The following is a 20,075-nucleotide window of genomic DNA, read 5'->3' as shown; positions in this document are numbered from 1 at the left end:
CAGCGGGATGCGCAATGGCTCAGGGATGGAACTGGAAACCTTCGAGGGTAAGCGGAAATGATACCCCGAACGGCAGGCGGGTGACGAGTCGTCGCAGGTGGCAGAAGGCAGCTGGAGTAAGCGGTGGAGGCGCGCCCAGCAGTACGGGATGCGGCAACAGGCTCGCGGAAGTGAGCAGTCGGTGAAATGGTGCCGGTGACTGATTGCCGAGGGCGGCCGAGGTTACGAGCTCAAGCGCGGGCGCGGGTTTCAGCATCAGCAACACCACGCGGGCGAGGGCCCGCGTGGTACGGGGTGCTCAGCGCTCAATCGCGCCGATCGGCGATCAGCCGGCCTTGAGGGTCCAGGAGGCGCACCAGCCGTTCTCGCTGACGGCCTTGCCCGGGAACAGGCTGCACGGACGCCATGCGCCGGAGTCGGCCAGCACGAACTGACAGTTGCTGCAGAACTGCTCTTCCGGTGCCTTGCCCGGACGCGCAGCGCCGGCGCGATCCGCCTGGGTGGCGTCTTCGGAGTACTTCAGGGCCTGGGCGGTCGGATCGGTGGCAGGATCGACGTGCGGCAGCTCTTCCGCCTGCGCGGCAGCCATGCCGACAAGGTTCATCAGCGGCACGGTGGCCAGACCACCCAGCACCAGCTTCACGGCATCACGACGGCTCTTGTTCATCGGCTTATCGGACATTCTGTCGACTCCTAATCACTACTTGGAAGGAATGCGGTCGAAGCGGTCCGCCTCGACCGGCATGACTCGGTTCGGAAACCGAGGGGATGCACCGCCCCGGCAACGCGGGCATTGTGCATGATGATAGCGCAAAAGGCGAGCCTCGCAAGCCGCACCTTGACGGATCGCGCCCTGGCAACACGCCCCAGGCCAAGAGACCCCCGGGCGAAATACCCCGGCGCGAAACAAACTGCGGCGATACGTCCTGGGCTCGGGGAGATGTGACAACCGAAGCGCCAGGAGGTTGCATATCCTTTCACTGGCCGCCCGCCGCAGATTGCCTCAGCGCCGCAGGTAGCTGCCGGCGCCCTGGTAGCGCTCGCGCCAGTAGCGGTTGTCCAGGCTGGCCAGCCGTACCTGCCGGCGTGAGGTCGACGCATGCACGAAGCGCCGCTCGTCCACCATCAGCCCCACATGGTACTGACTCGGTCCGGTCTTGAAGAAAACCAGATCACCGGGCATGGGCCGACGTCGCAGCCGCTTTGCCGCCCCCTGCTGCGCCGCGGCCATGCGTGGAATCTTCAACCCGCCGGCATGGTGCGCATATTGGGTCAGACCACTGCAATCCAGGGCCCGGCCGGGCTCTGAACCGCCGTAGGCGTAGGGCGTGCCGAGCTGCGACAGCCCTGCCTTGACCACCTGCGCGCGCTGCTTGTGCAATCCGCGCAGATCGAATCGCTCGCCGCCGGCGTAGTAATATCCGCCCCCATGGCCGGCACAGCCCTGTACCAGCAGCGCTGCCGGAAGTACCGCGGCCAGCAGGATCGGGCGAATGCCTGACCGAACAACCGGGCGCCACCGGGAACAGCCGTGGGTGCTTGAGGTCATTGTTCATATGCCCGTTGCAACATCCCGTAACACCAGTGATAGCGCCATGCCGAATTCGTGTCAAGACGAGGGCCGCATGAACCCGGCTCCCGCATCGGAGCCAAACACGGAGCCGGAAGCGACCGACACCGATGCGTCCGCCACCCCGTTCGCCACGCTGACGCCGGACCGGGTGCTCGACGCCGTCGAGTCCATCGGTTTCCTCCCGGACGGACACCTGCTGGCCTTAAACAGCTACGAGAACCGCGTCTATCAGGTGGGTATCGACGACGGCCCGCCACTGGTGGCCAAGTTCTACCGCAGCGGGCGCTGGTCCGATGCCGCCATCCTGGAGGAGCACGCCTTTGCGCTGGAACTGTCCCGGCGCGAGATCCCGGTGATCCCACCGCTGGAGATCGCCGGCACCACCCTGCAGCGGTTCGGAACCTTCCGCTTCTCCGTCAGCCCACGCCGCGGCGGCCGGGATCCGGCACTGGACGACCCCGAGGTGCTCGAACGCATCGGCCTGCTGCTCGGGCGCCTGCATCTGGTGGGCGCCTGCAGCGCGTTCCACGCACGTCCGGGCCTGAGCATCGAGCGCCTCGGCGCCGACGCCAGCGCCTGGCTGCTGGACAACGACTGGCTGCCGGCGGAGCTGCGACCGGCCTATCGCGGCGTCATCGAGCATGCGCTCAGCGAGGTCCGCGCCGCCTTCGCGCGCGCCGGCGGCATCGCCAGTCTCCGGCTGCACGGCGACTGTCACCGCGGCAACATCCTCTGGACCGACGAAGGCGCCCATATCGTCGACCTGGACGACGCCGTCACCGGCCCGGCCATCCAGGACCTGTGGATGCTGCTGTCCGGCGAACGCGACGAAATGGCCCTGCAGCTCGACCACGTCCTCACCGGCTACGAGCAATTCCGCCCCTTCGACAACCGCGAACTGCATCTGGTGGAGGCCCTGCGCACCCTGCGTCAGATCCATTATGCCGCCTGGCTCGCCCGCCGCTGGAACGACCCCGCCTTTCCGGTGGCCTTCCCCTGGTTCGACACCCAGCGCTTCTGGCAGGACCACATTCTGGCCCTGCGTGAGCAGATCGCCGCCATGCAGGAGGGGCCCCTGCCGCTGGGCTTCAACCGCTGAGCCGACACGGTATCCCGCCATCTGCTCACCCGGCCGTTACCGTGCATGGACGCCGGGGATGGCGGCAAAGCGGCGCTTTTCGGTATATTGCACCCCATAGCGCCACTTAAGCCCGGTCCAGACTGAACCCAGACCGTCCCGGGCAGACCACAGACAGAACCGGAACCGAGCCCATGAACCCAGATCAGCACAGTCGCACCATCACAGAACGGGTCACCGTGGCCGGCGGCGAACTGGTTCAGTTCGTCAAGGGCCTGATCGCCGACGGCAGTGTGCGGCGCCTGGTGATTCGCCGCCCCAACGGCGCGCAGCTGCTCGACGTACCGCTCACCGCCGGCTTCGCCGTCGGCGGCGTGGTCACGCTGTTCGCACCCATTCTCGCCGCAGTCGGCGCCATCGCAGCACTGGTCGCCAAGTTCGAGGTCGACATCGAGCGGCTGGATACCGAGTTCGACGAGCGGGACCATCGCCCGCGCTGATTCACCCAACCAATTACAACGAGGAATCCCTAGAATGGAACAGGTCAAGAAGACCGACACCCACGTCATCTACAAGAAGCACTCCGGTCGCTACGCGGTCAAGGACAGCAAGACCAAGACCTGGGTCAACGGCGATGACAAGGCCGCCGTCCTGCTCGCCCAGGGCCTGATCACACTGTCTGCGGCCAAGGCTGCGGCGGAGCCCGAGTCAGAAGCGGAAGCCGGCTCCGAGGCGGCGGCTGAGTAGACCGCTACCGATGCCGGACAGCCTCGACGCGCTCAACGGCAGACTGCTCAAGTTCGCCCGCGAGCGCGACTGGGAACAATTCCAGTCGCCGAAGAATCTGGCCATGGCCCTGGCGGGCGAAGCCGGCGAGTTGTTGGAGCATTTCCAGTGGCTCACCGAGCAACAAAGTGCCAGCCTCGGTCCGGAAAAGACGCGCGCCGTCGCGCACGAACTTGCCGACATCCTGAGTTACCTGATCCGCCTGGCCGAGCGGCTCGACGTGGATCTGATCGCCGCCACCGAAGAGAAGATCGCCATCAACGAACAGCGCTACCCGGTGGATCGGGTCCGCGGTGATGCACGCCGCGCCGCCGAGTACGAGCGCTGACCGCCGATCGGTCATCACGGCATTGACACATCCGGCATGGGCCTGTATTCTTCGCGGTCTTCGGTCCGGGACTGAAGACAAGTCCCGCATCGGGGTATAGCGCAGTCTGGTAGCGCGCCTGCTTTGGGAGCAGGATGTCGGGGGTTCGAATCCCTCTACCCCGACCAACGCTGCCAGACAGCACAGGCACGGGAGGTGGTTCCCCTGCCCGGGCGCGCTGCCCGCGATGTTCGGGTTATCCTGGTTCGTCACAGAATGTGGCCTGCGGGGATAGTACCGACAACACGCGTCAAGCGCCCGTAGCTCAGCTGGATAGAGCAACGGCCTTCTAAGCCGTGGGTCGCAGGTTCGAGTCCTGCCGGGCGTGCCACGTACTATCGGGCCAGCGCCCGATAACGCTGGAATCCGGGCTTTCGCAGCCGTAGCGGTTGCGAAAGTCTGCAGACGATGTTAATGGTGGACGTAGCTCAGTTGGTAGAGCGCAGGTTTGTGGCACCTGTGGTCGTGGGTTCGATTCCCATCGTCCACCCCAATATGCCACAGAAGAACATGCGACAGGTGCATGGAATATCCTGTCCATGCAACACAGGTTGACGGGCCGTTAGCTCAGCTGGTAGAGCAGTGGACTCTTAATCCATTGGTCCTAGGTTCGAATCCTAGACGGCCCACCAAGTAAAACAGAGGCTTACCGGAAACGGTAGGCCTTTTTTTTTGCCCGTGGCACACTCCCGAGGGTGCGCAGGTAGGTGATTCTAGCCGGGGCCTGGCATTGACCGCGAGAGGCGACAGTCCGATGATGGCAACCGTTGAGCAACCAATCTGGTGACAACCATGCCTGCGTTAACCATCAAGAACATTCCCGACAGCCTCTACGAACAACTCAAGGCCAATGCCGCCGCGCACCATCGCAGTCTCAATGGCGAATTGATCGCCACGCTGGAGCAGGCCCTGCTGAGCCGCCCGCTGGATGCCGAAGGTCAACTTGCCGAAATCCGCGCATTGCGCGGGCAACTGGCGCTGCCTGTGCTGGATCCGGACGCGATTCAGACGGCGATCGACACGGGGCGACCATGATCGTCGTCGATACCAAAATCCTCGCCTACCTGCTGTTGCCCACACCGCGCACCGACGAGGCGGAGTCGCTCTACCGGCGTGATCCGCACTGGTGCGCGCCGCAGTTGTGGCGTTCGGAGTTCCGCAATGTGCTGCTGACCTGTCTGCGCAAGGAACTGCTGGACCTGAACGCCGCCTTGCGCATTCAGGACCGGGCCGAGCAGTTGCTGGCCGGACGCGAATTCAGCGTACGCTCCACCCGGGTCCTCCCGCTGGCCGCCACCAGTGGATGCTCTGCCTATGATTGCGAGTTTGTCGCCGTTGCCGAGGCGCTCCAGGTTCCGCTCTTCACGGCGGACAAGCGCGTGCTCAAGGCCTTTCCGAGGATTGCGCGGGCATTGAACGCCGATCCCGAAGCGCCGCCCGGAGACGCGACAACACACTGAAACCCGGCACAGGACTCGACACAGGATGGACAGCCTCGCCAGACCCCCGCGCAATCAACTCGAACGCACCGTCATCGCGGCCCGCGATGCGGCCGAGGCCGGCGCCCGCGCCGCCCTCGATTATCTCGGGGTCAGCGCCCCCGAGGCCCCGCAGGGGGCGAGCGACGCGCAGCGCGCCCTGCGCCGGCGATGCGCGTCCACGGCCGCCAGCTCGGCGACCGCCGCCATGCCGATAACCGGCAGGACGACGCCCAGCTGGTGCAGGAAACCGCTCAAGAGATTGATTGGGAGGCGGCTGCTCAACTCGTGGAAGAAGCCTGCTGTTTGCTCGCGCCACCGGGTTCAGTGGCATTTCGCAAGGCGGTCATCGCCGCCCCGAGGGCGGCAACACAGTCTGCACGCAGGCGCTCCACCAGCTCTGGCCCGGCCTGCTCGGCCAAGGCCGCCTCCAGCGCGGCTGCCGTAGCCCTTACCCGCGCCGCGCCGACATTGGCCGCAACGTCCTTGAGCGTGTGTGCCAGGCGCTGCGCGACCTTCAACTCACCGCCGTCACGGGCAGCGGCGAACTGTGCCGGCCAGTCCCTGAATTCCCGCTGACTGTATTCCAGGACTGAGCGCAACAGCGCCTCGTCGTTGCCGAGCCGCTGCCTGGTCGCCTCCAGGTCGCAGTCCGCCAGCGATATCGCCTCGGCCACTGCCGCGCACCCGGCGACAACCGACTTGGTCGCCAGGTCCGGTGCCGATTCCGTTACTGGCTCGGCTGCAGGCTCGACCGGGGCCTCGGCGCGCGCCGGCAGCCAGCGCAGCAGGGCGTCGACCAGCTGCTGCAGATCGATAGGCTTGCTGACATAGTCGTTCATGCCGGCGTCGAGGGCGCGCGCGCGGTCCTCGGGGAAGGCCGCGGCGGTCATGGCGATGATGGGAATCTCGTGTCCCCAGTGGGTCGCGCGGATGGCGGCGGTGGCCTCCAGGCCGTCCATCACCGGCATCTGCAAGTCCATCAAGACCAGGTCGAAATGCTCGGTCTTGAGCTGTTCCAGGGCCTCCCGGCCGTTGCTGGCAACGCGCGTGCGCAGCCCCAGCTTGCGCAGGAAGGCAACGGCCACCGCCTGATTGATGGCATTGTCCTCCACCAGCAGCAGCCGACTGCCGCGGATGGGGGCGGCCGCAAAGGTACTCGCGGCCCGAGGCTCGGTCGTTGGCACCCGCTCGGTGGCATTGTCGTCGATCATCAATGGCAGGGTGAACCAGAAGGTGCTGCCCTCCCCTTCGCTCGAGTCGACCCCGATTGCCCCACCCATGCGTTCAATCAGCCGCCTGCAGATGGTGAGCCCGAGCCCGGTGCCGCCGAAGCGCCGCGCAGTGGAGGCATCGGCCTGGGTAAAGGGCTGGAACAGCCCTGCCGCCTGCTCAGGGGTGAGGCCGATGCCGCGGTCGCGGACCTCGACGCGCAACTGCCGCTCGCCGTCGGTCTCGCCGAGGGACTGTACCGCGATCACCACGCTGCCCCGTTCGCTGAACTTGATGGCGTTGCCGACCAGATTGTTCAGGATCTGGCTCAGACGCAGGGCATCTCCGCGGTAGCCTCCGGCGATCTCGGGCGGGGCATCGATGACCAGTTCCAGACCCTTCTCCTGCGCGGAAAGGGACAGCAGCTCGGCGACCTGCTGCAGCACTGCATCGAGTCTGAACGGCGCCGATTCCAGCGACATCTTGCCGGCCTCGAGCTTGGAGAGGTCGAGGATGTCGTTGATGATGCGAAGCAGCCCCTGGCCGGCACCCTTGACCGATTGCACCAGGGCGCGCTGCTCGGCATCGAGGCGGGTATCGAGCAGAACGTCCAGGAACCCGAGCACGGCGTTCATGGGCGTGCGTACCTCGTGACTCATGTTGGCAAGGAAGGCGCTTTTGGCGGCATTGGCAGCCTCTGCAGTGGCCTTGGCGGTGCGCAGGTCCTGCTCCAGCGCCTTTTGTACGCTGATGTCCTCGATCAGCTTGAGGTGGCAGGGCCCTTCGGTGACGTCACCGTTGACCGGGGCGATGGTCAAGCTGATCCAGACCAGCGAGCCGTCCGGGCGCTGGTAGCGCTTTTCCATCTGGAAGCCGGTGATCTCGCCGGCATTCGGACGCGCCAGGCTGTCCAGTTGTGTCTGCAGGTCGTGCGGGTGGGTGATCTGCATCCAGTTGATATGGGCCAACTCTTCCCGAGTTCGGCCGGCAATGGCGCCAAAGCGTTCGTTGACCTCCAGGATCTGCCCACTCAGGGAGTCGGTGAGGGCAATGCCGAGCGGGGCCTGCTCGAAGATGGTGCGGAAACGGGCCTCGGCGCGGGCCGCCTGATCCAGTGCCTGTTCGGTCTGCACCTGGGCCGCTGCCAACTCGGCGGTGCGTGCCTCCACGCGCTGCTCGAGGCTGTGGTTGAGGGCGCTCAGCTCCTCCTCGCGCATCTGCAAGGCCAGCTCAGCGCTGCGGTCTACCAGCACGAACAGCCGGTGGCCGGCTTGAGCGGAGGTCCCTGGTAGCTGGGTGATGTGCACCTCATAGGGTATGCCCTCAGCCCCGTCCCGAGGCGCACCCCGACAGTCGATGATGCTCGGCGTCGCGTGCAACAGCCCCTTGAGGGCCTGATGCAGTGCCCCACGGCTGTCGAGGTCGAACAGCTGTAGCACCGAGCCGCGGTTGAGAGTATGGGGCAGGCTCATGCCGAGCAATGCGTCAGCCTGCGCGTTGGCCTCCACAATGAACCCCCGAGGGTCAACGATGAGGGCCGGCAGCGGTAGATGACCGAACAGCGCACGGTATTGCTCCAGCGCCGTGGCGGTTTCGCTCTGGGCCAGTGCCAGCGCTTCGTTCTGGATCTCCAGCTCGGTCTGGTAGATGGTCAGCTCTTCGACCAAGTGGTCGAGATCCATCTCGCCTGCGTGGTTTGAGCCGTTGGTCAGGCTGGATCGGCCCTGGTTGATGGCCTGCTCGGCGCGCTCGCGCAATTGCGTTAGATTGACCTTGCGCTGACTCATTCACGGCCTCTTGGTTCCGCAGGTGAATCCGGATCCTGCTGATCACCGCCAGACATTGTCAACGTTCATCCCTTTTTCAATGTCGCTGTACCAAGGCATTGCTATAGTTTTGGTAACGGGCCTGTGATGGCGCGCGCCGAGGGAGGCCCTGATTTCTTGGTCTCCTGGCCAAAAAGCAGCACGCGATTCGAAAACGCGGTTTCCGCATCGCTTCATTTTCAGCGGCTTGCGCCGCTAAAAACGGCGGGGCGACTTGCCCCGCACCGGAAACGCCGAATAAATCAGCGTCTCCCTGAACGAACCTCGCGACGGCCAGCTCATGCGGAACATCTTCGTTGTCGGCCTCGACAACTTTCACCTGGCGCAGCTGCAGGCGTTGCCGGGGGCGTCGGGTCTGGCCTTTCACCCGCTGTTCAGTCATCAGGCGCTCAAGCAGCAGGCGTCGTTTCCGGCGGCCCGGCTGTTGCAGGAAGGCCGCCGGCGGTTGCGGGCCTTTCCGGGGACGGTGGACGCAGTGGTCGGCTACTGGGACTTCCCCGTCAGCACCGCCCTGCCCTTGCTGCGGGCCGCGGTCGGTCTGCCCGGCCCATCGCTGGAGGCCGTGTTGCGCTGCGAGCACAAGTACTGGAGCCGGCGCTGCCAGGCGGAGGTGATTCCGGAACAGGTCCCGGCGCTGTGTGTGGTGGATCCGTTTGCCGACGATCCCCTGTCCCAGGTGTCGCTGGGGTTCCCGTTCTGGCTCAAGCCGGTCCGCTCGGTGCTGTCGCATCTGGGGTTCAGGATCGAGAACCCGGCGGATTTCCACGCTGCCATCGCTCAGGTTCGCGCCGGCATCGGTCGCTTGGCCGAGCCGTTCAACCTGTTCCTGCAGCACGCGGAACTGCCGCCGGACATCGCCGCCGTCGACGGCTGGCACTGCATCGCCGAGGCCATCATCTCCAACGGCCTGCAATGCACCCAGGAGGGCTATGCCTTCGGCGGCGAGGTGGTGATCTACGGCACCATCGACTCGCTGCGCGAAGGGCCCGCCGGGTCGTGCTTCTCACGCTACCAGTATCCATCCAGCCTGCCGCAGACGGTGCAGGCGCGCATGAGCGACTGCAGCCGCCGCATCATTCGCCATATCGGCTACGACAAGGCGCCGTTCAATATCGAGTACTTCTGGGATCCGGACACCGACCGGATCTGGCTGCTGGAGATCAACGCCCGCTTGTCCAAGTCCCACGCCCCGCTGTTCGAGCTGGTGGACGGCCGCTCGCATTTCCAGGTCATGCTCGATCTGGGGCTCGGCCATGCGCCCCATCCGGCCCACCGCAGCGGGCCCTGCGCCGTTGCGGCCAAGTTCATGCCGCGACACTTCGGCGATGCCCGCGTGCTGCGCGCGCCAGGGCCTGATGACATCGCCGCGCTGGAGGCACAGGTGCCCCATTGCCGCATCCAGGTGGCGGTGCGGGCAGGCATGCGGCTGTCCGAACTGCGCAACCAGGACAGCTACAGCTACGAACTGGCCTCGCTCTTCATCGGCGCCGACAACCAGGCGCAACTGCTGGAACGCTTTGCCGACTGCATGGCCCGCCTGCCGCTGGAGCTCGCGCCGATCGCCGCGGCGGAGGCGGCAGCCGCGCCACAACAGAACCAGCGGCAGCCCCAACAACGCCGTCAGGCCGGAGACAGCGAATGGACGTAATCGAACGCTTTCCGCACCAGGTGCGGACCATCGAGCATGTGCGCATACCGATGCCGGATGGCATCCACCTGGCCGCCCGCCTGTGGCTGCCGCAGGCCACCGATGCCCACCCCGTCCCGGCGGTGCTGGAATACATCCCCTACCGCCGGCGCGACTCCACCCGCGCCCGCGACGACAGCCTGCACGGCTGGTTTGCCGGTCATGGCTACGCCTGCGTGCGCGTGGACCTGCGCGGCAGCGGCGATTCCGAGGGCGTGCTGGAGGACGAGTATCTGCCACAGGAGCTCGACGACGGCGTGGCGGTGATCGACTGGATCAGCCGCCAGCCCTGGTGCAGCGGCCAGGTCGGCATGATCGGCATCTCCTGGGGCGGCTTCAACGGCCTGCAGATCGCCGCCCTGCGGCCGCCGGCGCTGAAGGCGGTGGTCTCGGTCTGCTCCACCGACGACCGCTACGCCGACGATGTGCACCACATGGGCGGCTGCCTGCTCGGCGACAACCTGTCCTGGGCATCCACCATGTTCGCCTACAATTCGTTGCCGCCGGACCCCCGCCTGGTCGGCGACGCCTGGCGCGCGCTCTGGCTGCAGCGGCTGCGCGGCAGCGGCCTGTGGCTGGCCAAGTGGCTGGCGCACCAGCGCCGCGACGCCTACTGGCAACACGGCTCCATCTGCGAGGACTGGGACGCCGTGGACTGCCCGGTGCTGGCCGTCAGCGGTTGGGCGGATGGCTACTCCAACGCCGTGTTCCGGCTGTTGTCGGGGCTGCGGGGTTCGCGCCTGGGGCTGATCGGGCCCTGGAGCCACAAGTATCCGCACCAGGGCGTGCCCGGGCCCGCCATCGGCTTCCTGCAGGAGTGCCTGCGCTGGTGGGACCATTGGCTCAAGGGCATCGACAACGGTATCGAGCGCGAGCCCATGCTGCGCGCCTGGATGCAGGACAGCATGCCCCCCACGACCCGCTACCACGAGCGCCCGGGTCGCTGGGTCGGCGAACCGCGCTGGCCATCGAGCAATGTCACCGAGCGGTCCTTCCGGCTCGCCTGGCCGGGCGTACTGGCCGATGCCGACGCCCCGGGCCCGCCCCGGGAGATGGAGATCCAGTCGCCGCTCAGCGTCGGCCTGTTCGCCGGCAAGTGGTGCTCCTATGCGGCCACGCCCGACCTGCCCCACGACCAGCGCGAGGAGGACGGCGGGGCGCTGGTGTTCACCAGCGAGCCGCTACCAGAGGCGCTGGAGATCCTGGGAGCGCCGGTGGTGGAGCTGCAGTTGCGCGCCGACCAGCCGGTGGCCATGGTCGCTGTCCGGCTGTCGGACGTACGCCCGGACGATCAGGCCACACGGGTCACCTACGGCCTGCTCAACCTGACCCACCGCGCCTGCAGTGCCGCGCCGACACCGCTGGAGCCCGGTCGGCGCTACCGCGTGCGGGTGCAGCTCAACGACATCGCACAGCGCTTTCCGCCCGGCCACCGTCTGCGCCTGTCGCTATCCACCTCCTACTGGCCCCTGGCCTGGCCGCCGCCGCAACCGGTGCGGCTGACCATCGACACCGGCGACAGCCGGCTGCTGCTGCCGGTGCGCACCCCCCGGGCGGCGGATGCCGCCATCGGCTTTGCGCCGGCGCAGGGCGCCCCGGCCACACCGGTGCAGCGCCTGGGCGCGGCTCGACACAACTGGCGCGTGATCCGTGATCTGGCCGCCGACGAGTCCACGCTGGAGGTCACCAACGACGACGGCCGGGTGTATTTTCCGGAGATCGATCTGGAACTGGCGCGGCGGGCGCTGGAGTGGTATCGCTACCGGGGCAACGACTTCAACTCGGTGCGCGGCGAGACGGAATGGGTGCGTGAACTGCGCCGTGGCGACTGGTCCGTGCGCACGGTCACCCGCACCGTGCTGACCTCCACGGCCACCCAGTTCCTGCTGTATGCCCAGCTCGACGCGTTCGAGGGCGAACGCCGCGTCTTCGCCGAGACATGGCATCAGGCCTTCGAGCGCGATATGGTGTGAACAACGCCCCGCCCTGCCCTGCCCTGCCCGGAAAGGACTAGACTTGCGGCCAGTTCATCCATCGCATCGCACCAGGCTCATCCAGTGGTCCCGATCATGACGACACAGACACCCTCAAGCGCCGACAACGGTGCGCGACACACCATCCTCATCGTCGACGACACCCCGCAGAATCTCACCGTGCTGGGCGAACTGCTACAGCCCCTGTATCGGGTGCGGGTGGCCAACTCCGGCGAACGCGCCCTGCGCGTGGTGGCTAACCAGCCGCAACCCGACCTGATCCTGCTGGACGTGATGATGCCGGGGATGGACGGCCACGAGGTCCTGCGGCGGCTGCGCGCCGATCCGGCCACCCAAAACATTCCGGTGATCTTCATCACCGCCATGGAGGGCAGCGAGAACGAGGAATACGGCCTGAAGCTGGGCGCAGTGGACTACATCACCAAGCCCATCAATCCGGCCATCGTCCTGGCGCGGGTCAAGGCGCAGCTCGAACTCAAAGACGCCCGTGACCGCCTGGCCAACGAGAACGAATGGCTGGAGGCCGAGGTGGCCCGGCGCATGCAGGACAACCTGCTGATCCAGGACCTGAGCATCCGCGCCCTGGCCAACCTGGCGGAGGCCCGCGACAACGAGACCGGCCAGCACATCCTGCGCACGCAGACCTATGTGGAGATCCTGGGGCGCCATCTGGCGGAGCATCCGCGCTTCAAGCAGGCCCTGGCGGGGCAGCGGCTGGAGCGCATCGTCAAGGCGGCGCCGCTGCACGACGTCGGCAAGGTGGGCATCCCCGACGCCATCCTGCTCAAGCCCGGGCGCCTGACGCCGGAAGAGTTCGCGATCATGCGCACCCACGCCGCCATCGGCGCCGAGGCCATCGAACGGGCGATGCAGATCAGCGTGTCGGCCACCAACATCGACGAGGCCGACCAGGTGCCGGACGCCTTCGCCTTCCTGCAGGTCGCCAGCGAGATCGCCCGCAGCCATCATGAGAAGTGGGACGGCTCCGGCTATCCTGCCGGCCTGTCCGGCGACGACATCCCCGTCTCCGGCCGCCTGATGGCGCTGGCGGATGTCTTCGATGCGCTGATGAACAAACGCATCTACAAGCCGGCCATGGGCCTGGAAGAGACCACCCGCATCATCCTCGAGGGCCGCGGCACCCATTTCGATCCGGCGGTGGTAGACGCCTTCACCGCCTGCAGCGAGCAGTTCGCCGAGGTCGCCGCCCGGCATCCGGATCCGGACCCGGATCCGACACCGACCCAGGATTCGACCGCCGATTCGACTGCAGATTCACAGGCGGCCTGAGGCATGTGCAGGCGCAACGGCAGGACCGGCCCCTGCGGATACAGCCCCCAGGGCCCGCAGCCGTTGCCTTGCCGCGGCCAACAGGCCACACCAAAGGCCGCTTCGGGGGCCGGATGAAACACGGCCCCAGCAACCTGCGCGTCCCGGCGCCGGCCATCGCCCTGGCCGCGCTGCTGGTGGGGCTTTTACTCTTCGCCGGCCTGGAGCGGCACTGGCTGGCGCAGGCAGCGGCGATTGCGGGCCTTGCCCTGCTCGCCCGGCTGATCTGGCTGCTGAAACGCCTCGGCGAGCGTCAGGCCCTGAATCAGGCCATCATCGACGCCGCACCCATCGCCATCGAGCTGGTGGAGGCCGACAGCCTGCGCTTCATCGAATGCAATCCGGCCAGCTACCGGACCCTGGGCTTCAGCCGCACAGAGATGCTGGACTTGAGCGTGGCCGACATCCAGGACGCCCTGTCCGCCGAACAACTGGCCGACATCACCCGGGAGATCCGCCAGCGTGGCGAGGCGCAGTTCGACACCCGCCACCGGCACCGCGATGGTTCGGTACTGAATGTTCGAGTCCGGGCGCGCATGGTGCGCCTCGGCGGGCGCGACCACATCCTGGGCATCTGGCGCGATGTCACCGCCGAGACCCGGGCCAATGCGCAGATCCGCCTGCTGTCCATGGCCGTGGAACAGAACCCAAGTATGGTGGTGGTCACCGACCTTGACGGCAATATCATCTTCGTCAACGACGCCTTCGAGCGCTCCACCGGCTACAGCCGCGACGAGGCCCTCGGGCGCAACCCACGCATCCTCAAGTCCGGCAAGACCCCGCCCGAGGTCTACCAGGATCTCTGGCGCACCATCACTGCCGGCGAGACCTGGCATGGCGAGTTCATCAACCACACCAAGGACGGCCGCGAGTGCATCGAGTCCGCCACCATCATGGCCCTGCGCGACGACCGGGGCCGTATCTGCAACTATGTGGCAGTCAAGCAGGACATCACCGAGCAGAAGCGCCTCACCGCCGAGCTGGATGCCCACCGCCAGCGGCTCGAGCAGCTGGTTGAGGAGCGCACCGCCGAACTGCGCCAGGCCAAGGAGTGGTCGGACGCGGTCAGCCGCGATTTCTGGCGCGTGCTGGACACGGTACCGGAAATCGTTGTACTGAGTGATCGGCAACAACGGCTCAAGGCGGTCAGCCGCAGCTTCATCCATGCCTGCGGCAAGCAACACTGGCAGGAGTTCCGGCACAAGCCCCTCACCGAGGTGCTGCCCGCGGCGCTGGCCCGGGAACTACAGGCCCGCGAGCAGGCGCTGCTGGCCTCCGGCACGGACATGCTCCGGCACGAGCGCGAGGTGGAGCTGCCCAACGGAACGCACCGGCTGCTGGCCTTCACGCACCTGCTGCTGCGCGATGCCGATGGCGCCATCTCCGGCTTCCTGATGCAGGCCCGTGACCGCACCGCGAGCGCCCACGCCGCCGCCACCCTGGCGCGCCGTGAAGAGGAACTGCGGCTGTTGCTGGAGTCCACCTCCGACGGCCTGTTCGGCGCCGATCAGGACGGCCGCATCACCTTCATCAACGCCGCGGCCGTGCGGCTCCTGGGCTATGATCGGCCGGAGCAGCTGATCGACCAGCTCAGCCACCAGCTCACCCACCACAGCCACGCCGACGGCTCCGCCTACCCCGTCGAAGACTGTCCGATCCATCGCTCCATCCTCCGGCAGGAAGCCATCCAGCGCGACGACGAGGTGTTCTGGCGGCGCGACGGCACGGCCTTTCCGGTGGCCTACGCCAGCGCGCCGCTGCGGCGCGAAGACGGCAGCATCGGCGCGGTGGTGTCGTTCCAGGACATCAGCACGCGCAAGCGCGCCGAGGCCCAGCTGCAACGCGCCAAGGAAGCAGCCGAGGCGGCCAACCGGGCCAAGAGCGAGTTCCTGGCCAACATGAGCCACGAGATCCGTACGCCGATGAACGCCATCATCGGCCTCACTCACCTGCTACAGCGCGAGGTGACGGAACCCGCCCATCGCGACCGACTGGTCAAGGTGTCCGACGCCGCGCATCACCTGCTGACCATCATCAACGACATCCTGGACCTGTCGAAGATCGAGGCCGGCAAGCTCCAGCTGGAGCCCACCGACTTCGAGGTGGAGCGCATCGTCGACAACGTCTGCAACCTGGTGCGGGACAAGGCCGTGGCCAAGGGCCTGGAACTGGTGGTGGACATCCGCGCCCTGCCGCCGGCGCTGCATGGCGACGGCCTGCGCCTGGGGCAGATCCTGCTGAACTTTGCCGGCAATGCCGTGAAGTTCACCGAACAGGGCAGCATCCGGCTGTACGCCAGCACGACAGCGGAGACCGCCAACGGCCTGGTGGCCCGCTTCGAGGTCATCGATACCGGCATCGGACTGACCGTGGAACAGCGGCAACGGCTGTTCCAGGCCTTCGAGCAGGCCGACGCCTCCACCACGCGCAAGTACGGCGGCACCGGGCTCGGCCTGGCCATCTCACGCCGGCTCACCCAGCTGATGGGCGGTCGCATCGGCGTGGACAGCAAACCCGGACAAGGCAGCACCTTCTGGGTGGAACTGCCGTTCGGCCGTGCGCGCAGCACCCCGACTCTGCCGACCAGTCGTGCCGACCTCGACGGCCTGCGGGTGCTGGTGGTGGACGACCTGCCGGAGGCACGCGAGTCCATGGCCGGGCTGCTGCGCCCCTGGGGCATGGTGGTGGACACCGCCGCCGGCGGCGTCGCCGCACTTGACCTGATTCGGCAGCGCGACGCCAACGGCATGGCCTACGACCTGTTGCTGGTGGACTGGCAGATGCCGGACCTGGACGGGCTGGAACTCGGCCGGCACCTGGCGTCGATGCCGTTGGCCCAGCCGCCCGCCAGACTGCTGGTCAGCGCCCACCAGAACAGCCTTTCCGCACAGGCACTGGCGGACGCCGGCTATGCCCGGTTGCTACTGAAACCGCTGACCTCGACACACCTGTTCGAGGCCGTGCAAGGCGCCATCGCCGCCCAGCATGGGGAAGACGCCGGGCCGCTCCCCGGCGAGGCCGAGCAGCAACTGCGCCGGCGCGGCCGCACCCGCATCCTGCTGGTGGAAGACAACGCCGTGAACCAGGAGGTGGCGCTGGCACTGCTGGAGGCCGTGGGCATCGAGGTGGACATCGCCGACGACGGCCAGATCGCCGTGGACAAAGTCAGGCACCAGGGACCAAACCAGCGCCCGAGCCAAGGCTCGGACCAGAGCGGCGACCAGACTGCCACCCCGCACTACGACCTGATCCTGATGGACATCCAGATGCCGATCATGGACGGGCTGACGGCAACCCGCCTGATCCGGAAACTGCCCGAACATCAGAACACCGCCATTGTCGCCATGACCGCCAACGCCTTCGACGAGGACCGCCAGGCCTGTCTCGAAGCCGGCATGAACGATCACGTGATGAAGCCGGTGGACCCGGAGACCCTGTACCGTGCCCTGGTGCGCTGGCTGCCGCAGCCGGCGGACAACCCGTCGCAGCCGCAGGCCGCAGACGACGCATCCGCAACGGCGCCTGTCACTGCCCGCTTCAAGCGCCTGGAGGCCTTGACCGACCTGGACCTGGACGCCGGCCTGAAACACAGCAACGGGCGCATGGAACTGTACCTGCGCCTGCTGGACAAGTTCCTGCGTGATCCCGGAGCCGAGTACCTGGTTAGGGCGCTCGCGGATGCCGACCTGCCACGGGCCCGACGCGCCGCGCACACGCTGAAGGGCCTGGCCGCAACCCTCGGTGCAGGGCGACTTCGCACCCTGTCCGCGGCGCTGGAGCAGGCCCTGAAGCAGGCCATCGGCGCGGTGCCCGCCCAGGCGCCACCAGACTCCGCATCGGCCGTTTCCGGTCCGCTCGCCTCCGCACCGACCAGCCCGGCGCCGGCCGACCCCGACTGGATCGCCCAGGCGGAAGCCATCGCGGCCGAGGTCAAGCGGCTGCAGCAGGTACTGGAGCCGATCATCAGGGACGGACCGGAGCCGGCCGCCGAACAGTCGCCCCCATCATCCGAAGATGGCAGCGACGCCGCCGTCCGCGCGGCGGTGACAAAACTGAAGTCGCTGCTGGACAGCGGCGATCTGCGCGCAGCCACCCACTTTCACGCACACCGGTCGATGCTGGCCGCGGCCCTGGGACCGCTGACACAGACCCTGGCCGATCAGATCGATGACTTCGAGTTCGATGAGGCGCTGTCCACGCTGGACCAGGCCCTGGCGGACTTCGAACCCGCGGGTGAACGCGGCCTGGATGAACGCGACCAGAATGAACGCGACCAGAATGATCGCGACCAGAATGATCGCGCTTAGGGTGACCAGGCGGCGCGGACTCCTGCTCGGCGTCCTGCTTGCCCTCTGCCTGCCGACCGGGCTCGCGCCCGCCGGCGAGCCGGACGCGCTGCGGGTGGTGGGCGACAAGAACTATCCGCCCTACCTGTTTCTGGATCCCGACGGTGAACCAAGGGGCTACCTGGTGGACCTGTGGCAGCTGTGGGAGCAAAAGACCGGCATCCCCGTGGCGTTGCACGCGACCACCTGGGGCGAAGCCCAGCGCCGCGTGCTCTCCGGCGAGGCCGATGTGATCGAGAACATCTTCCATACGCCCGCGCGAGAAGCCCTGTACGACTTCAGTGCCCCCTACGCCACGCTGCCGACGGCCATCTACGCGCACGAGTCGATCCAGGGTCTGCGGGATATCGACAGCCTGCGCGGCCTCCGTGTCGGCGTCTTGGAGGGCGATGTCTGCGTCGAGCACCTGCAGCAGCACGGCATCGACGACCTGAACCTCCTGCCGAGCTATCGGGCCCTGATCCAGGAGGCACTGCGCGAAGACGTCAAGGTCTTCTGTATGGACGAGGCCCCTGCCAACTACTACCTCTACGCGGCCGGCGCCCACAAGCGCTTCCGCCGGGCATTCGAGCTGTACCAGGGGCAGTCCAGTCGCGCCGTCCGCAAGGGTAAGCGCGACAGCCTGCGTCTGGTGGAACGCGGCATGGCACAGATCAGCGACAGCGAGCGAGCCGCCCTGCGCCGGCAGTGGATGGGTCAGCCCATTATCGACGGTCAGGTGGCGCGCCACCTGGGCTGGGTGATCCTGGTGCTGGTGCTCGCCGGTGCGCTGCTGCTGTTCTGGACCCGGCTGCTGCGCCGACAGGTGCGAAGCAAGACCCGTGAACTTCAGCAGGCGCTGGAGGAGGTGCGCCAGGCGCAGCGTCAGAGCGACCTGGCGCGCGATCATCTGGAGCAGGAGGTGACCGATCGCACCGCGGCCCTGGCCGCCGCCGTGGAGGAGCAACAGATCATCTTCGACACCGCCACCTCCGGCATCGCGCTGATCAAGGACCGCGTGCTGCAACGCTGCAACCGGCGACTGCACGAACTCTTCGGCTGGCCACCTGGCAGCATGGTGGGGCAACCCACCACCATCTGGTATCCGGACGAGGCGGCCAACATCGCCGGCGGCGAGTCGGTCTACGCCCACATCTGGAAGGGCGAGAGCCACCAGCGCGAGCAACAGCTGGTGCGCCGCGACGGCAGCCTGTTCTGGGCCCGACTGACCGGCAACGCCATCGACTGCACGCGCCCGGAAAAGGGCACCGTCTGGATCATCGACGACATCAGCGCCGAGCATGCCACCCTGGAGCGCATGCGCGAGGCAAAGGCCCTGGCGGAGGAGGCCGCCCGCGCCAAGTCGGACTTTCTGGCCAACATGAGCCACGAGATCCGCACGCCGATGAACACCATCATCGGCATGACGCATCTGGCACTGCAGGCCGACCCCTCGGCGCGCCAGCGCGACTATCTCAACCAGATACGCGATGCCGGCCAGCACCTGCTCGACATCGTCAACGGCATCCTGGATTTCACCGAGATCGACGCCGGCAAGCTGAAACTGGTGCCGGGGGAGTTCGACCTGGACCAGTTGCTGGAGGACCTGGTCCAGCAGATCACGCGGCCCTGCGAGGCAAAGGGGCTACGCCTGCAGGTCATGATCGAGGCGGCCCTTCCCCGACGGCTCATCGGCGACCCGGCCCGTCTGCGCCAGATACTGATGATCTACGCCGACAACGCGATCAAGTTCACCCGCCAAGGGCAGATCGGCATCGACGCCCGGCTGGCAGCGCAGGATGAACAAGGCCTGCTGCTGCGGGTGGCGGTGCACGACACAGGCATCGGCATCGATGCCGCCCAGCGCAAACGGCTGTTCCAGGCCTTTCTGCAGGCGGATGGCTCCAAATCCCGCAAATACGGCGGCACCGGCCTGGGTCTGGCGCTGGCCCAGCGCCTGACGGCGCTGATGGGGGGAAGCGTCGGTGTCGACAGCGAGCCCGGCGTGGGCTCCACCTTCTGGTTCACCGCCCGGCTGGGCATTGCCACCCACCAACCCCGGAGCACGCAACCGCATCCATATCGGCGCCCGGCGGGCGAAGCGCCGGCCGCGCTGCCGCAGCTCCCCACCGACGACGTGGATACCGAAGCCCCCGCGACCCCGGCGGAGATCGCGCGGCGGCAGGCGATCCTGAGCGGACTCGCCCGGCGACTGGCGGACGACGACTTCGCCGTCGGCCAGTACATCGACGAACACCACACACTGCTGACAGAGACCCTCGGCAGGCACTTCAGGCCGCTGGTCAATGCCATCCAGCACTACGACTTCCACACGGCCGCGGAGTTGCTCGACCGGGCCGCGGCGGAGCGAGGGATCCCGCTGGACGATCAGCGGCCCTCATCACCGGTGACCGACTGAC

Annotated in this window: 14 protein-coding genes, 4 tRNA genes and 1 pseudogene; 16 read left to right on the top strand and 3 right to left on the bottom strand. The window is 67.1% G+C overall.

Annotation, left to right across the window (positions count from 1 at the left end):
* Positions 1-325: 325 nt before the first annotated feature.
* Positions 326-682 (bottom strand): high-potential iron-sulfur protein, encoded by a 357-nt coding sequence (locus F2Q65_RS05360; protein ID WP_150091178.1) that lies wholly within the window; start codon positions 680-682, stop codon positions 326-328.
* A 321-nt stretch (positions 683-1,003) separates the two neighbouring features.
* Positions 1,004-1,549, bottom strand: coding sequence for a C40 family peptidase (locus F2Q65_RS05355; RefSeq protein ID WP_150091176.1), 546 nt, complete (start codon positions 1,547-1,549; stop codon positions 1,004-1,006).
* Between the two features lie 76 nt (positions 1,550-1,625).
* On the opposite strand from F2Q65_RS05355, the gene F2Q65_RS05350 reads away from it, so the two are divergent.
* The 11 genes and pseudogenes from F2Q65_RS05350 (at position 1,626) to F2Q65_RS05300 (ending at position 5,264) form a co-directional block, all read left to right on the top strand.
* On the top strand, positions 1,626-2,672 hold the full coding sequence (locus F2Q65_RS05350; RefSeq protein ID WP_150091174.1) for a serine/threonine protein kinase: 1,047 nt from the start codon (positions 1,626-1,628) through the stop codon (positions 2,670-2,672).
* A 173-nt stretch (positions 2,673-2,845) separates the two neighbouring features.
* Positions 2,846-3,151, top strand: a complete 306-nt coding sequence (locus F2Q65_RS05345) for a DUF4342 domain-containing protein (protein WP_150091172.1) — start codon at positions 2,846-2,848, stop codon at positions 3,149-3,151.
* 34 nt (positions 3,152-3,185) lie between these two features.
* Positions 3,186-3,398, top strand: coding sequence for a hypothetical protein (locus F2Q65_RS05340; protein ID WP_150091170.1), 213 nt, complete (start codon positions 3,186-3,188; stop codon positions 3,396-3,398).
* Positions 3,399-3,408: 10 nt separating this feature from the next.
* Complete coding sequence (locus F2Q65_RS05335) at positions 3,409-3,765, top strand: nucleotide pyrophosphohydrolase (protein WP_150091169.1); 357 nt, start codon at positions 3,409-3,411, stop codon at positions 3,763-3,765.
* 90 nt (positions 3,766-3,855) lie between these two features.
* Positions 3,856-3,932, top strand: a tRNA-Pro gene (locus tag F2Q65_RS05330).
* A 126-nt stretch (positions 3,933-4,058) separates the two neighbouring features.
* Positions 4,059-4,135 (top strand) — tRNA-Arg (locus F2Q65_RS05325).
* Positions 4,136-4,221: 86 nt separating this feature from the next.
* Positions 4,222-4,297 (top strand) — tRNA-His (locus tag F2Q65_RS05320).
* Positions 4,298-4,360: 63 nt separating this feature from the next.
* Positions 4,361-4,436: transfer RNA gene (locus F2Q65_RS05315), tRNA-Lys, on the top strand.
* Between the two features lie 26 nt (positions 4,437-4,462).
* Positions 4,463-4,591: pseudogene (locus F2Q65_RS20380) on the top strand (hypothetical protein); the annotation flags it as partial.
* A gap of 5 nt (positions 4,592-4,596) precedes the next feature.
* Positions 4,597-4,839 (top strand): FitA-like ribbon-helix-helix domain-containing protein, encoded by a 243-nt coding sequence (locus tag F2Q65_RS05305; protein ID WP_150091460.1) that lies wholly within the window; start codon positions 4,597-4,599, stop codon positions 4,837-4,839.
* The gene (locus F2Q65_RS05300) at positions 4,836-5,264 is read left to right on the top strand and encodes a type II toxin-antitoxin system VapC family toxin (protein WP_150091167.1); all 429 of its coding nucleotides are present in this window, start codon (positions 4,836-4,838) and stop codon (positions 5,262-5,264) included. Before F2Q65_RS05305 ends, F2Q65_RS05300 begins: the two co-directional genes overlap by 4 nt.
* A 299-nt stretch (positions 5,265-5,563) precedes the next feature.
* Here F2Q65_RS05300 and F2Q65_RS05295 read toward each other — a convergent pair whose 3' ends face one another.
* Positions 5,564-8,281, bottom strand: a complete 2,718-nt coding sequence (locus F2Q65_RS05295; protein WP_150091165.1) for an ATP-binding protein — start codon at positions 8,279-8,281, stop codon at positions 5,564-5,566.
* 319 nt (positions 8,282-8,600) lie between these two features.
* Between F2Q65_RS05295 and F2Q65_RS05290 the strand changes: the two genes are divergently transcribed.
* The 5 genes from F2Q65_RS05290 to F2Q65_RS05270 all read left to right on the top strand — a co-directional run bounded on the left by F2Q65_RS05290 (position 8,601) and on the right by F2Q65_RS05270 (position 20,074).
* Positions 8,601-9,968, top strand: a complete 1,368-nt coding sequence (locus F2Q65_RS05290) for an ATP-grasp domain-containing protein (protein WP_150091163.1) — start codon at positions 8,601-8,603, stop codon at positions 9,966-9,968.
* Positions 9,959-11,980 (top strand): CocE/NonD family hydrolase, encoded by a 2,022-nt coding sequence (locus F2Q65_RS05285; RefSeq protein WP_150091161.1) that lies wholly within the window; start codon positions 9,959-9,961, stop codon positions 11,978-11,980. The genes F2Q65_RS05290 and F2Q65_RS05285 overlap by 10 nt, the downstream gene beginning before the upstream one ends.
* A 96-nt stretch (positions 11,981-12,076) precedes the next feature.
* Positions 12,077-13,291: a response regulator gene (locus tag F2Q65_RS05280; RefSeq protein WP_150091159.1), complete on the top strand. Its 1,215-nt coding sequence runs from the start codon at positions 12,077-12,079 to the stop codon at positions 13,289-13,291.
* A gap of 113 nt (positions 13,292-13,404) precedes the next feature.
* Positions 13,405-17,637, top strand: a complete 4,233-nt coding sequence (locus F2Q65_RS05275) for a PAS domain S-box protein (protein WP_150091157.1) — start codon at positions 13,405-13,407, stop codon at positions 17,635-17,637.
* On the top strand, positions 17,624-20,074 hold the full coding sequence (locus F2Q65_RS05270) for an ATP-binding protein (RefSeq protein WP_170265549.1): 2,451 nt from the start codon (positions 17,624-17,626) through the stop codon (positions 20,072-20,074). Before F2Q65_RS05275 ends, F2Q65_RS05270 begins: the two co-directional genes overlap by 14 nt.
* The last annotated feature ends 1 nt before the right edge of the window (position 20,075 follow it).

Source organism: Thiohalocapsa marina, from assembly GCF_008632335.1.
GTDB lineage: Bacteria > Pseudomonadota > Gammaproteobacteria > Chromatiales > Chromatiaceae > Thiohalocapsa > Thiohalocapsa marina.
This window is presented reverse-complemented; position numbering and strand designations above follow the sequence as displayed.

Bases quoted from the DNA above. Each gene is read 5' to 3' on its own strand.
- F2Q65_RS05275 (WP_150091157.1), top strand. From the start codon at position 13,405: ATGAAACACGGCCCCAGCAACCTGCGCGTCCCGGCGCCGGCCATCGCC.
- F2Q65_RS05285 (WP_150091161.1), top strand. From the start codon at position 9,959: ATGGACGTAATCGAACGCTTTCCGCACCAGGTGCGGACCATCGAGCAT.
- F2Q65_RS05280 (WP_150091159.1), top strand. From the start codon at position 12,077: ATGACGACACAGACACCCTCAAGCGCCGACAACGGTGCGCGACACACC.
- F2Q65_RS05360 (WP_150091178.1), bottom strand. From the start codon at position 682: ATGTCCGATAAGCCGATGAACAAGAGCCGTCGTGATGCCGTGAAGCTG.
- F2Q65_RS05345 (WP_150091172.1), top strand. From the start codon at position 2,846: ATGAACCCAGATCAGCACAGTCGCACCATCACAGAACGGGTCACCGTG.
- F2Q65_RS05355 (WP_150091176.1), bottom strand. From the start codon at position 1,549: ATGACCTCAAGCACCCACGGCTGTTCCCGGTGGCGCCCGGTTGTTCGG.
- F2Q65_RS05350 (WP_150091174.1), top strand. From the start codon at position 1,626: ATGAACCCGGCTCCCGCATCGGAGCCAAACACGGAGCCGGAAGCGACC.
- F2Q65_RS05305 (WP_150091460.1), top strand. From the start codon at position 4,597: ATGCCTGCGTTAACCATCAAGAACATTCCCGACAGCCTCTACGAACAA.
- F2Q65_RS05335 (WP_150091169.1), top strand. From the start codon at position 3,409: ATGCCGGACAGCCTCGACGCGCTCAACGGCAGACTGCTCAAGTTCGCC.
- F2Q65_RS05295 (WP_150091165.1), bottom strand. From the start codon at position 8,281: ATGAGTCAGCGCAAGGTCAATCTAACGCAATTGCGCGAGCGCGCCGAG.
- F2Q65_RS05300 (WP_150091167.1), top strand. From the start codon at position 4,836: ATGATCGTCGTCGATACCAAAATCCTCGCCTACCTGCTGTTGCCCACA.
- F2Q65_RS05270 (WP_170265549.1), top strand. From the start codon at position 17,624: ATGATCGCGCTTAGGGTGACCAGGCGGCGCGGACTCCTGCTCGGCGTC.
- F2Q65_RS05290 (WP_150091163.1), top strand. From the start codon at position 8,601: ATGCGGAACATCTTCGTTGTCGGCCTCGACAACTTTCACCTGGCGCAG.
- F2Q65_RS05340 (WP_150091170.1), top strand. From the start codon at position 3,186: ATGGAACAGGTCAAGAAGACCGACACCCACGTCATCTACAAGAAGCAC.